Source organism: Bacillus sp. EB106-06-01-XG163 (genome assembly GCF_058791615.1).
Window position 1 is genome coordinate 113,401 of sequence record NZ_JBYTDS010000003.1, and the last position, 12,815, is coordinate 126,215.

Consider the following 12,815-nt stretch of genomic DNA (forward strand, 5'->3'; position numbering starts at 1 on the left):
AATGAAGCCAAAAAAGGAGAAGAGAATCATGGGAAAAACACGCAGTAAAGTTTCTGTTATCGGAGCAGGATTTACGGGAGCGACAACAGCCTTTCTGACAGCTCAAAAAGAGCTTGCGGACGTTGTGCTCGTTGATATTCCGCAATTAGAAAACCCGACAAAAGGAAAAGCGCTAGACATGCTCGAAGCAAGTCCGGTTCAAGGATTTGACGCGAAAATCACAGGCACGTCCAACTACGAGGACACAGCCGGTTCTGATATCGTCGTCATCACAGCCGGAATTGCGAGAAAACCGGGCATGAGCCGTGATGATCTCGTATCTACAAACGAAAAAATCATGAGAAGCGTCACACGTGAGATCGTGAAATATTCTCCTGACTGCATTATCGTTGTATTGACAAACCCTGTTGATGCGATGACATATGCGGTGTACAAAGAATCAGGCTTCCCGAAAGAACGCGTCATCGGACAATCCGGAGTGCTTGACACTGCACGATTCAGAACATTCGTCGCTGAAGAATTAAACCTGTCTGTAAAAGATGTGACCGGTTTTGTTCTTGGCGGACACGGTGACGACATGGTTCCTCTCGTCCGTTATTCCTATGCGGGCGGCATTCCGCTTGAAACGCTTATCCCGAAAGACCGTCTTGATGCGATTGTAGAACGCACAAGAAAAGGCGGCGGGGAAATCGTCAACCTTCTCGGAAACGGAAGCGCCTACTACGCGCCTGCTGCATCACTGACTGAAATGGTAGAAGCCATTTTGAAAGATCAGCGCCGCGTGCTTCCGACCATCGCTTACTTAGAAGGCGAATACGGTCATGAAGGCATTTACTTAGGCGTACCGACGATTATCGGAGGAAACGGCCTAGAGCAAATCATCGAGCTTGAACTGACAGACTATGAAAAAGCGCAGCTGAGTAAATCAGTTGAATCTGTCAAAAACGTGATGAAAGTATTGTCATAAGAAAAAAGGGAAGGCTTCCGAATCAGAAGCCTTCCTCTTTTTACAATTAATGAAAGCGTTTTCTTTTTCCCTGAGCGATCCTTTCTCTGAAAATGATCAAAAAGGCGAATTGTCTGAACGGGCAGTATTGGATAAAATGAAATCATAAAGTGATATGCAGCACATAAAATAGAGAAAATTGGATGTCGGGGAAAATAGACAGCGGAGGGCGCAGCATGAACAAAAAAATTTTAGTTGTAGATGATGAACAATCTATCGTTACTCTTTTACAGTATAATCTGGAACGGTCCGGCTATGATGTCATTACCGCATCAGACGGTGAAGAGGCTCTGGAGCTGGCAGAGAATGAAAATCCGGATTTAATCGTACTGGATGTCATGCTGCCGAAAGTGGACGGAATCGACGTCTGTAAGCAGCTCAGACAGCAGAAAATGATGGTCCCGATCTTGATGCTGACAGCAAAAGATGAGGAGTTTGATAAAGTGCTGGGACTGGAGCTCGGAGCGGATGATTACATGACAAAGCCGTTCAGTCCGCGGGAAGTCACTGCGCGGGTGAAAGCCATTTTAAGAAGGGCTGACATTTCTTCGCTGTCACAAGGCAGAGAAGAGGAAAAGGACGGGCAGATCCTCATCGGCGAGCTGAAAATTCTTCCGGAGCATTACGAAGCGTACTTCAAGTCAGAACAGCTGGAATTGACGCCTAAAGAATTTGAACTGCTTCTGTATTTGGGAAAACATAAGGGAAGAGTGCTGACGAGAGATCTTCTGCTGAGCGCGGTCTGGAACTATGATTTTGCCGGGGACACCCGGATTGTTGACGTTCATATCAGCCATCTGCGCGACAAAATCGAATCAAACACCAAAAAACCCATCTATATTAAAACAATCAGAGGTTTGGGGTATAAACTGGAGGAGCCAAAAATGAATGAATAAAGTCCGTGTGCGTCTGTTCGCTTTACTCGTTGTATGTATCATATTGGTTTTCAGTGTTCTCGGCCTTTTTTTACAGCAGCTTATTTCTTCATCCGCTGAAGAAAGAACGGTGGATCAGCTGAAAAAGGAATCGGTATACATAGCGGGCCTTCTTGACGCCGGCAGAATCGGCAATAAAAGCAATGAAACGGTAATCCGTGACGCCGGCCGCACCCTCGGTATAAACGTCGCCGTGCTCAACGAGAAGGGTGACGCCGTATACCATTCCGGCAGTCGTGCTGATGATTCAGCCGTAAAGGAGTTCATTTCTCACAATAAAAGTGAGGAAGCCGTACAGTCGAAAAGCAAAGTCATCCGCGGCACTGCCGTAAAAAATGACGCCGGGAAAATTGCGGGGTATGTACTCGTTTCCTCTGAGATCAACGGCGGTTCAAGCGTTACCGGAGAAATGTGGGGCATGCTGGCAGCAAGTCTTTGTACCGCTTTTATCATTATCGTTTTCTTTTATACAAACATGACGTCCCGTTACAAAAAATCAATCGACGCCGCGACAAAAGTGGCGACGGAGCTGTCCAAGGGGAATTATGACGCCCGCTCCTACAGCGGTTACGCAAGGCGGTCGGACCGTCTCGGGCGTGCGATGAACAGCCTGGCGGTCGATTTAATGGAAATGACGAGAACGCAGGATATGCAGCGCGATCGTCTGTTAACCGTCATTGAAAATATCGGATCCGGTTTGATTTTAATAGACGGGAGAGGTTTTATCAATCTCGTGAACCGGTCATACACGAAGCAGTTTCATACAAAGCCTGAACGTCTGCTTCGGCGCCTTTACCATGATGCGTTTGAACATGAGGAGATCATTCGGCTTGTCGAAGACATTTTTATGACGGAGACGAAAAAATGCCAGCTGCTCAGACTTCCCATCAACATTGAGCGGCGCTACTTTGAAGTTGACGGCGTTCCGATCATGGGCCCTGACGATGAATGGAAGGGCATCGTCCTCGTCTTTCACGATATGACGGAAATTAAAAAATTGGAGCAGATGAGAAAGGACTTCGTCGCCAATGTCTCCCATGAACTGAAAACACCGATCACCTCGATTAAAGGCTTTACGGAAACACTGTTAGACGGAGCGATGAAAGACGAAAAGGCGCTTTCAGACTTTCTGTCTATCATTCTGAAAGAAAGTGAGCGGCTCCAATCTCTCGTGCAGGATTTACTGGATTTATCCAAGATGGAGCAGCAAAACTTTACGATGCGCGTAGAGTCCTTTGACGCCGCAAAAATCCTCCATGAAATCGAAGCCCTTTTACAGCATAAGGCTGAGGAAAAAGGCATCAGTTTTCAGCTCGATCTTCCGGAGGAGCCGATTTTTGTGATGGGTGATGTGCACAGGCTGAAGCAGGTATTCCTGAATCTGGCGAACAACGCTTTAACCTACACGCCTGAAAAAGGGACGGTGGCGATTTCGGTAAATGTGAAAGAAACCGCTGTCGATATCAAAGTGTCCGATACGGGAATCGGCATTCAGAAGGAAGAGATTCCGCGGATATTTGAGAGATTCTACCGCGTGGATAAAGACAGAAGCCGCAACTCGGGAGGAACCGGGCTCGGTCTTGCCATCGTAAAGCACTTAATAGAAGCCCATGAAGGTAAAATCGAGGTCACAAGCGAGCCGGGACAGGGGACTGTATTTACCGTGACGCTGAAGCGGCAGCCGGAAGCGTGATCAGCTTTACAAAGGATTAACAATTTCTTCATGACCTGTTAAACCTATCTTGTTAGGATGTAACAGAACCCCTTCATCCAAGGAGCCAATTTTGACGGCGGGAACGTGTTTTCTTGTTCCCGTCCTTTTTTGCGTTTTCACGGGGTTCGCTCATTTTCCTTTCAAATTGAACTTTGTTAAAATAAGAGAAGCTGTGAGATTAAAAAATAGAGGAATGACGAGCTTTTGCTCTTAGGAGGATATTGAATGACGGAACGAAAAAAATTAGTGCTTGTCGACGGAAACAGTCTGGCGTACCGAGCGTTTTTTGCATTGCCGCTTTTAAGCAATGAAAAAGGCATCCATACAAATGCCGTATACGGGTTTGCGATGATTTTAATGAAAATGCTGGAAGATGAAAAGCCGACCCACATGCTGGTGGCTTTTGATGCGGGGAAAACCACTTTCCGCCACAGCACGTTTAAAGAATATAAAGGCGGAAGACAAAAAACGCCGCCGGAGCTTTCAGAACAGATGCCGTTCATCCGCGAGCTCCTTGATGCCTATAACATCAGCCGCTACGAGCTTCCTGAATATGAAGCGGACGATATTATCGGCACCCTTGCTGTATCTGCTGAAAAAGAAGGCTTCGAAGTAAAGGTAGTTTCGGGGGACAAGGACTTAACCCAGCTTGCAACCGGGAAAACGACCGTTGCCATTACGAGAAAAGGCATTACTGACGTGGAAGATTACACGCCGGAGCACGTGCAAGAAAAGTACGGTCTGACCCCTTTGCAAATCATTGATATGAAGGGATTAATGGGGGATTCATCCGATAACATACCGGGCGTCCCCGGCGTCGGAGAAAAAACCGCGATTAAGCTTTTAAAGCAGTTCCATTCGGTTGAGAAACTGCTTGATTCCATTGATGAAGTCAGCGGAAAAAAATTAAAAGAAAAGCTTGAAGAATATAAGGAACAAGCCCTGATGAGCAAAGAGCTGGCGACGATTATGACAAATGCGCCGATTGAAGTCAAGCCCGAAGATTTAGATTACCAAGGGTTTGACCGTGAACAAGTTGTTGCCATTTTTAAAGACCTGGGTTTTAATACGCTTCTTGAGCGGCTCAGTGAAGAAAGCGGGGAAACGGCGGAAGAAAATTTTGAAGACATCAATGTCGAAACGGCAGAAGAAATCACCGAAGATATGCTCGTTTCACCGTCCGCTTTGGTGGTCGAACAAATCGGTGATAACTATCACGAAGAACCGATCCTCGGCTTTTCCATCGTGAATGAAACAGGTCTTTATTATATTCCGAAAGAAATCGCCATTCAGTCTGAAGCTTTTAAATCTTGGGCTGAAGATGAATCGATGAAAAAATGGGTGTTCGACAGCAAACGTTCCGTCGTCGCTTTGCGCTGGCAGGGAATTGAGCTGAAGGGAACGGAATTTGACGCACTTCTTGCTGCCTACATTATAAACCCGGGCAATTCGTACGACGATGTCGCGAGCGTAGCGAAAGAATACGGGCTGAATATCGTTTCAAAAGATGAAGCGGTATACGGAAAAGGCGCAAAGCGCGCCGTTCCGGCTGAAAAAGAGCTTGCCGATCATCTCGCGCGGAAAGCGTCTGCTGTTAACAGCCTCCGTGACAAACTGCTCGACGCTTTGGAAGAAAATAATCAGCTTGAATTATATGAAGATCTCGAACTCCCGCTTGCGCTTATTCTCGGAGAAATGGAATCAATGGGCGTCAAAGTGGATGTTGAAAGACTGAAGCGAATGGGCGAAGAGCTTAAGGCGAAGCTGAAAGAATATGAAGAAAAAATCCATGACATCGCCGGTGAGCCGTTTAACATCAATTCACCAAAACAGCTCGGCGTCATTCTGTTTGAAAAGCTCGGCCTGCCGCCAGTAAAGAAAACAAAAACAGGCTATTCCACTTCAGCTGATGTGCTTGAGAAGCTCGCAGACAAACATGATATCGTCGCGCACATTCTGCAATACAGACAAATCGGCAAGCTTCAATCGACTTATATAGAAGGGCTGCTGAAGGTCACGCGCAAGGATTCTCATAAGGTGCATACACGATTCAATCAGGCGTTGACTCAAACCGGACGCCTCAGCTCAACGGATCCGAACCTGCAAAATATTCCGATCCGGCTGGAGGAAGGGCGGAAAATCCGTCAGGCTTTCGTACCGTCCGAACCGGACTGGCTTATTTTCGCCGCCGATTATTCACAAATTGAATTAAGGGTGCTTGCGCATATTTCAAAAGATGAAAATCTGATCGAAGCGTTTACGAATGACATGGACATTCACACAAAAACCGCCATGGACGTATTTCATGTCAGTGAAGGTGAAGTGACACAAGCGATGCGCCGCCAGGCAAAGGCCGTCAATTTCGGCATTGTTTACGGCATCAGTGATTACGGGCTGTCACAAAACCTCGGCATCACCCGGAAAGAAGCGGGCGCTTTTATAGACCGCTATTTGGAGAGCTTCCCGGGCGTCAAGGCGTATATGGAAGAGTCGGTGCAGGAAGCGAAGCAAAAAGGATATGTTACGACACTTATGCAGCGCCGCCGCTACATTCCTGAGCTGACCAGCCGCAACTTCAACCTGCGGAGCTTTGCGGAACGGACGGCCATGAATACGCCGATTCAGGGAAGCGCCGCCGATATTATTAAAAAAGCCATGATTGACATGGCAGCTGAGCTGAAAGAAAAAAACCTGAAGGCGCGACTGCTGCTTCAGGTGCACGATGAATTGATTTTTGAAGCGCCTAAGGAAGAAATTGAAATATTAGAGAAGCTGGTTCCTGAAGTGATGGAGCATGCTTTGGCATTAGACGTGCCGCTGAAGGCGGATTATGCTTCAGGGCCGTCTTGGTACGATGCAAAATAAACAGAGAAAAAGGAAGTGATGATTGTGCCGGAATTACCAGAAGTTGAAACGGTCCGGCGCACTCTGACCGGTCTTGTGAAGGGGAAAACGATTGAATCGGCGGATATCAGATGGCCGAATATCATCAAAAAACCCGCCGAGCCGGAGGAATTCGCGCGGCAGATTGCAGGAGAAACGATCCGATCCATCGGAAGAAGGGGAAAGTTTTTGCTTTTCCATCTGGATCATTATGTCATGGTGTCCCACCTGCGGATGGAGGGGAAATACGGTCTTCATCAGGCCGATGAGCCTGACGATAAACATGTGCACGTCGTGTTTCACATGACGGACGGAACACAGCTCCGCTACCGGGATGTCCGGAAATTCGGCACGATGCATTTGTTTGCGCCGGGAGAGGAATTGAATGCATTACCGCTTTCACAGCTCGGGCCCGAACCCGATGATGAAGCATTTACCGCTGCTTATTTAAAAGAGCGGCTTGTAAAAACGAACCGCGCGGTGAAAACAGCCCTGCTCGACCAAAAAGCGGTCGTCGGCCTCGGCAATATTTATGTCGATGAAGCTTTATTCCGGGCGCGTATTCATCCTGAGACAAAAGCGAACAGTCTGTCAGACGGGCAGATAAAAACGCTTCATACAGAAATTAAAGACACCCTTCAGGAAGCGATTGACGCGGGCGGGAGCACCGTCCGGTCTTATATCAATTCTCAAGGGGAGATCGGAATGTTTCAGCTCAAACATTACGTATACGGCAAAAAGGATGAACCGTGCAAAACGTGCGGCACGATGATTTCTAAAATCGTGGTCGGCGGAAGGGGTACGCATTTTTGCGCCCGCTGCCAAAAAAAATCATAAACTGAAGCGGTTCAAGCAGGCGGCAGCAGAATGACTTTTTTCTAACACAGTTGATGACCTTTCTCCATATATATATTGTGATTCACCCAATAGGCATATGTCACAATTGCCGATCAAGAGAAAGGGAGAAACGGATATGGAGATTGTTTCTTTGCTGCTTTTGGCTTTTGCTGTCAGCTTGGACAGTTTTTCAGTCGGGTTTACGTATGGTTTGAGAAAAATGAAAATCCCGTTCAAAGCGATTGCCGTGATCGCTTGCTGTTCAGCCTCTGTGATGTTTATATCCATGCTGATCGGCCATTTTCTGACAAAGATTTTTCCCGTATCCGTCACGGAAAAACTGGGCGGACTGATCTTAATCGGAATCGGGGCATGGGTCGTCTGGCAATTTTTCAAACCGGCTAAAGAGCCGGATTACTTATTGCATGAAAAAACGTTACTTAATCTTGAAGTGAAATCGCTCGGCATCGTCATTCATATTTTGAAAAAACCGACCAGCGCCGATATTGATCAATCCGGAACCATTAACGGAGTCGAGGCGCTTCTGCTCGGTATCGCCTTATCCATTGACGCGTTTGGCGCCGGGCTGGGAGCGGCCATTCTCGGCTTTTCTCCGGTTATGATGAGCGTGACTGTCGGGCTGATGAGCTCGCTGTTTGTTTCACTCGGCATAAACTCGGGGCATTTGCTTTCAAGATGGAATTGGATAGATAAAATGACATTTTTGCCGGGAGTCCTGCTGATTATCATCGGGATTTGGAAAATGTAAGAAGGAGTGGGCTTTTTGAGCTTGGTCATCGGTTTAACGGGAGGCATCGCAAGCGGCAAAAGCACGGTAGCGCGTATGCTGATCGACAAAAAAATAACAGTCATTGATGCGGATGTCATCGCAAAACAGGCGGTGGAAAAAGGAATGCCGGCTTACGGACAAATTGTGGAAGCATTCGGAAAAGACATCCTGCTGGAAAATGGCGATATTGACAGAAAAAAACTCGGTTCTATCGTTTTCACTGACGAACAAAAACGTCTGAAGCTGAATCAGATCGTTCATCCGGCGGTGCGTGCGGAAATGCTGAAACAGCGGGATGAAGCCGTTGCGCGAAAAGAGCAGTTCGTCGTTTTGGATATACCGCTTTTGTATGAAAGCGGGCTTGATTATCTTGTCGGCAAGGTGCTCGTCGTCACCGTACCGGCAGACATTCAGCTTAAACGGCTGATAGAGCGGAATTCCCTTACAGAAGAAGAAGCGATGAGCCGGATAACGTCGCAAATGCCTTTAGCGGATAAAACAAAAAAAGCTGACGCCGTCATTGATAACAGCGGCAGTCTTGAATATACAAAGCACCAGCTTGAGGAAGTATTGAGCGGCTGGGCATAAACAAACACCGTTCGGAAAGCCGAACGGTGTTTGTCTGGTTAAAAATCAAAATTGTCAGGGTCCGGACCGACACGGAGGTTTTCGTTCAGATCATCAATCCGCTTCATATCGTCAGCTGACAGTTCGAAATCAAAGACATTTGCATTTTCTTCAATACGGTGTTTTTTCGTTGATTTCGGAATGGTGATGACACCGTTTTGCAAATCCCAGCGCAAAATCACTTGAGCGGCTGATTTGCCGTACTTCTCAGCGATTTCCTGTAAGACGGTGTGATCAAGCAGCTGACCTTGCATCAATGGCGACCACGCTTCAAGCTGAATGCCTTGTTCAGTGCAGAAAGCAAGCAGTTCTTTCTGTGTCAGATGAGGATGGTACTCCACCTGGTTGATCATCGGCTTGATTTCCGTCTCTTTCATGAGATGTTTCAGATGGTGAATTTGGAAATTGCTGACCCCGATCGCCTTAATGCGTCCATCCCGGTAGAGGGTTTCGAGCGCCCGCCACGCATCGATGTACTTTCCTTCGACAGGCCAATGGATCAAATATAAATCCAAATAATCTAAACCGAGTTTTTCTAAGCTTGTGTCAAACGCTTTTAACGTTTCTTCATATCCTAAATCGGCATTCCATACTTTTGACGTGACAAAAATGTCTTCACGTTTTAATCCCGCTTCTTGCAGCCCTTGGCGGATGCCTTCGCCGACACCTTCTTCATTTCCGTAAATCGCGGCGGTATCAACGCTGCGATAGCCGTGCACCAATGCCGTTTTTACCGCATTGACGAGTTCCGCGCCTTCCTCTACTTTGAAAACTCCAATGCCGAACCAAGGCATCTCTACTCCGTTATGCAATGTTGCTTTTGCTTGTAAATGTGTTGTCATGTATATATTCCTCCTATTAGTTGTCTGTTGAAACAATCAAAATGCGCTGAAGAAAAACTCACCTCCTTTCAAGGGCAGTGCGATCCCGCTTTTCAAGCTTCCTGCTCCATCCGGTTAATACGACCGCGCTGAGCACCATCAGCGCCCCGATCCAAGCGGTATGAATGATTCCGATTGAGTCTGTAATGATTCCGCCGGCAAACGAGCCGATCGCGATCCCGGCATTAAATGCCGCGATATTTAAGGCTGATGCTGTATCAACGGCGCTTGGCGCAAAACGTTCACTCAGCATCACGACATATACCTGAAGCCCCGGCACATTCATAAACGCCAACAGCCCCATGAAAATAATGGTGATCAGCCCGGCTGTTTTAAACGGCGCGGTAAAAGTCAGAACAAACAGCACAGCCGCCTGGACAATGAACATATAAAACAAGGCTTTCAGCGGATTTCGGTTTGATAAACGGCCGCCAATCATGTTTCCGATGGCAATCGCAATTCCGTAAACGAGCAGGATGGCCGCGACGGTTTCTTTCTGAAAACCGGTTACCTCCTGAAGAAGCGGGGATAAATACGTAAACACGACAAACGTTCCGCCGTAGCCTAACGCCGTAATCATAAATAAAAGCAATAACCGGCCGTTTGTGACGAGTTTGACCTGCTCGGCAAATGCGGTTTTCGTCCCTTTGCGCAAATGTGACGGAACGAGAAGCGCGTTTGTGAGGAATGCGATGATTCCTACCGCCACAATCACGGCAAATGCAATCCTCCATCCGAATTGCTGGCCGAGATAGGTGCCGAACGGAACGCCGGTCACCGTAGCCACCGTCAGCCCCGTAAACATAATGGAAATCGCGCTTGCTCTTTTATGCTCCGGCACGATATTGGCGGCGATTGTTGCCCCGATTGACATGAAAATGCCGTGGGAAAAAGCCGAAATAACCCGTGCCGCCAGTAAGACGCCGATTGAGGGCGCGCTCGCTGCGAGTGTATTTCCGGCGATAAAAATTAACATCACCCAGAGCAGCAGCGTTTTCCGCGACATGCCGGATGTGAGAGATGTTAAAACCGGCGCGCCGAATGTCACGCCCAGAGCATACATGGAAACGGTAAGTCCCGCCGTTGTCACAGGTATATGCAGATCTTGAGATATAAGCGGCAGCAGCCCGACGCTGATAAATTCGGTTGTGCCGATCGCAAAAGCGCTGACGGCTAATGCCAGCAGCGCTGGTAAATAGCTTTGGCGATGTGAAGACATCTGTTTTCCTCCTTGAACGATAATGTATGGTTGAAATGATGCCGGGTAAACGATATAAGTATAAGAGTACATTCCTTTTCAGCCGGCAAATGTCATTATGATCGATAGAAGTGTCATTGAAAAGAACGTACTTTTAAGTGCCATAGGCACTTTTTAGTTCCTATAGATGAGGAGGAATTACCGTTGCTGAAGAAAAAATACAATATATCCGTAGAAGCGGCGCTTGAAGTGATCGGCGGAAAATGGAAGTGTGTGATCCTCTGCCACCTCATGCGCGGGAAAAAACGGACAAGCGAATTGAAGCGGCTTATGCCGGACATCACCCAGAAGATGCTGACACAGCAATTGCGGGAGCTGGAAGCTGACGGCGTCATCAACCGGATCGTGTACAATCAGGTGCCGCCGAAAGTGGAATACGAGCTGAGTGAATACGGGCACAGTCTGGAAAGAATTTTAAACGCGCTGTGCGACTGGGGCGCGATGCATATTGCTAAACGGTACGGCGAGGTGTCTTCCGTTTTAGAGGACAGCATTTTAAATGACAAATTTAAAGAACCGGGACAAATATAAGAAAAAAGCAGGCAGCCTGAGACGCTGATCCTGCTTTTTTTATGGAAGAAAGATCATTTTATATGCAAAAAAACCGATTGAACAACATATTGATCGGTATAAGGGTGGATTTTTATCAAGTTGTACTGGCGGATTTCTTTTAATGTGTTATACTATATATAAATAAAGGTAAATTAGAGTGGCATATTAAAAAGGGGTGACCTGAGCATGAAGGTAAAAGTAGCAATCAACGGGTTTGGAAGAATCGGAAGAATGGTGTTCAGAAAAGCAATGGAAGATGATCAAATTCAAATAACAGCCATTAATGCAAGCTATCCCCCGGAAACGCTTGCTCATTTGATAAAGTATGACACAATTCACGGCAAATACGATCAAGAAGTTGAGACCTCCGACGACAGCCTGATCGTCAACGGAAAACATATTATGCTGTTCAATCGCCGGGACCCGAGAGAGCTTCCGTGGAAAGAATGCGGAATAGACATCGTCGTAGAGGCAACGGGGAAATTTAACTCAAAAGAAAAAGCGATGAGCCATATTGAAGCAGGGGCGAAAAAAGTCATTTTAACGGCTCCGGGCAAAAATGAAGACGTTACCATTGTCATGGGAGTAAATGAAGAGCAGTTCAATCCCGATGAACATGTCATTATTTCAAATGCATCCTGCACGACAAACTGTCTTGCGCCGGTCGTCAAAGTGCTTGATCAGGAATTCGGGATTGAAAGCGGCCTGATGACGACTGTTCACGCTTACACGAATGATCAAAAAAATATCGACAATCCGCATAAAGATCTGCGGAGGGCGAGAGCGTGCGGAGAATCCATCATTCCGACTTCTACTGGCGCCGCCAAAGCGCTGTCGCTCGTGCTGCCTCATTTGAAAGGAAAACTTCACGGTCTCGCTTTGCGTGTTCCCGTTCCGAATGTGTCATTAGTGGACCTTGTCTGCGATCTGAAAACAGATGTGTCGGCCGAGCAAGTGAACGCCGCTTTCCAAAGAGCCGCAAAAACGTCGATGTACGGAATTCTTGATTATTCGGATGAGCCGCTCGTTTCTTCGGATTATAATACGAATTCACACTCTGCGATCATCGACGGTCTGACAACGATGGTGATGGAAGACCGAAAAGTAAAGGTGCTCGCCTGGTATGACAATGAATGGGGATATTCCTGCCGGGTCGTTGATCTTATCCGTCACGTCGCCGCGCGAATGAAACACCCGTCAGCTGTGTAGACTAAAGATCATGGACATTTGTTAGAAAAAAACCCTTAACGGCATATTCGCAAAAAACACACCTTGCAAAATAAACTTAAACACAGTATACTATCTTTCGTGAACTTCTTGCTCGTGACTGCT

11 protein-coding genes are annotated in these 12,815 nt (G+C 47.1%); 9 read left to right on the forward strand and 2 right to left on the reverse strand.

Annotated elements, in window-relative coordinates; translation table 11 throughout:
* Nucleotides 1–28 precede the first annotated feature (28 nt).
* From mdh to coaE, 7 genes are all read left to right on the forward strand, one after another.
* Nucleotides 29–967 carry a malate dehydrogenase gene (gene mdh / locus AC3WTF_RS04570; RefSeq protein WP_003152455.1) on the forward strand — a complete coding sequence of 313 codons (939 nt, stop codon included), beginning with the start codon at nucleotides 29–31 and terminating at the stop codon, nucleotides 965–967.
* Between the two features lie 215 nt (nucleotides 968–1,182).
* Entirely contained in the window at nucleotides 1,183–1,902 is a 720-nt protein-coding gene (locus tag AC3WTF_RS04575; protein WP_003152457.1) for a response regulator transcription factor, read from the forward strand.
* Complete coding sequence (pnpS, locus tag AC3WTF_RS04580; protein WP_047936017.1) at nucleotides 1,895–3,634, forward strand: two-component system histidine kinase PnpS; 1,740 nt, start codon at nucleotides 1,895–1,897, stop codon at nucleotides 3,632–3,634. Before AC3WTF_RS04575 ends, pnpS begins: the two co-directional genes overlap by 8 nt.
* A gap of 246 nt (nucleotides 3,635–3,880) precedes the next feature.
* A complete protein-coding gene (gene polA / locus AC3WTF_RS04585; protein ID WP_129003185.1) occupies nucleotides 3,881–6,520 on the forward strand; it encodes a DNA polymerase I in 2,640 nt (879 codons plus the stop codon).
* Between the two features lie 24 nt (nucleotides 6,521–6,544).
* A complete protein-coding gene (gene mutM / locus AC3WTF_RS04590) occupies nucleotides 6,545–7,375 on the forward strand; it encodes a DNA-formamidopyrimidine glycosylase (RefSeq protein WP_007408078.1) in 831 nt (276 codons plus the stop codon).
* A 136-nt stretch (nucleotides 7,376–7,511) separates the two neighbouring features.
* Entirely contained in the window at nucleotides 7,512–8,144 is a 633-nt protein-coding gene (gene ytaF / locus AC3WTF_RS04595) for a sporulation membrane protein YtaF (RefSeq protein ID WP_129003182.1), read from the forward strand.
* Nucleotides 8,145–8,159: 15 nt separating this feature from the next.
* Nucleotides 8,160–8,753 (forward strand): dephospho-CoA kinase, encoded by a 594-nt coding sequence (gene coaE, locus AC3WTF_RS04600; protein WP_032866545.1) that lies wholly within the window; start codon nucleotides 8,160–8,162, stop codon nucleotides 8,751–8,753.
* Between the two features lie 38 nt (nucleotides 8,754–8,791).
* On the opposite strand, the gene AC3WTF_RS04605 is transcribed toward coaE, so the two are convergent.
* Both AC3WTF_RS04605 and AC3WTF_RS04610 read right to left on the reverse strand, forming a co-directional pair.
* Nucleotides 8,792–9,634: an aldo/keto reductase gene (locus AC3WTF_RS04605; protein ID WP_020956186.1), complete on the reverse strand. Its 843-nt coding sequence runs from the start codon at nucleotides 9,632–9,634 to the stop codon at nucleotides 8,792–8,794.
* Nucleotides 9,635–9,692: 58 nt separating this feature from the next.
* Nucleotides 9,693–10,892 carry an MFS transporter gene (locus tag AC3WTF_RS04610; protein ID WP_129003180.1) on the reverse strand — a complete coding sequence of 400 codons (1,200 nt, stop codon included), beginning with the start codon at nucleotides 10,890–10,892 and terminating at the stop codon, nucleotides 9,693–9,695.
* A gap of 183 nt (nucleotides 10,893–11,075) precedes the next feature.
* On the opposite strand from AC3WTF_RS04610, the gene AC3WTF_RS04615 reads away from it, so the two are divergent.
* Both AC3WTF_RS04615 and AC3WTF_RS04620 read left to right on the forward strand, forming a co-directional pair.
* A complete protein-coding gene (locus AC3WTF_RS04615) occupies nucleotides 11,076–11,462 on the forward strand; it encodes a winged helix-turn-helix transcriptional regulator (RefSeq protein ID WP_003152469.1) in 387 nt (128 codons plus the stop codon).
* A 207-nt stretch (nucleotides 11,463–11,669) separates the two neighbouring features.
* Nucleotides 11,670–12,692 (forward strand): glyceraldehyde-3-phosphate dehydrogenase, encoded by a 1,023-nt coding sequence (locus AC3WTF_RS04620; protein WP_007408083.1) that lies wholly within the window; start codon nucleotides 11,670–11,672, stop codon nucleotides 12,690–12,692.
* Nucleotides 12,693–12,815 lie beyond the last annotated feature (123 nt).

Bases quoted from the DNA above. Each gene is read 5' to 3' on its own strand.
- mdh (WP_003152455.1), top strand. From the start codon at position 29: ATGGGAAAAACACGCAGTAAAGTTTCTGTTATCGGAGCAGGATTTACG.
- AC3WTF_RS04620 (WP_007408083.1), top strand. From the start codon at position 11,670: ATGAAGGTAAAAGTAGCAATCAACGGGTTTGGAAGAATCGGAAGAATG.
- polA (WP_129003185.1), top strand. From the start codon at position 3,881: ATGACGGAACGAAAAAAATTAGTGCTTGTCGACGGAAACAGTCTGGCG.
- AC3WTF_RS04575 (WP_003152457.1), top strand. From the start codon at position 1,183: ATGAACAAAAAAATTTTAGTTGTAGATGATGAACAATCTATCGTTACT.
- ytaF (WP_129003182.1), top strand. From the start codon at position 7,512: ATGGAGATTGTTTCTTTGCTGCTTTTGGCTTTTGCTGTCAGCTTGGAC.
- pnpS (WP_047936017.1), top strand. From the start codon at position 1,895: ATGAATAAAGTCCGTGTGCGTCTGTTCGCTTTACTCGTTGTATGTATC.
- AC3WTF_RS04605 (WP_020956186.1), bottom strand. From the start codon at position 9,634: ATGACAACACATTTACAAGCAAAAGCAACATTGCATAACGGAGTAGAG.
- AC3WTF_RS04610 (WP_129003180.1), bottom strand. From the start codon at position 10,892: ATGTCTTCACATCGCCAAAGCTATTTACCAGCGCTGCTGGCATTAGCC.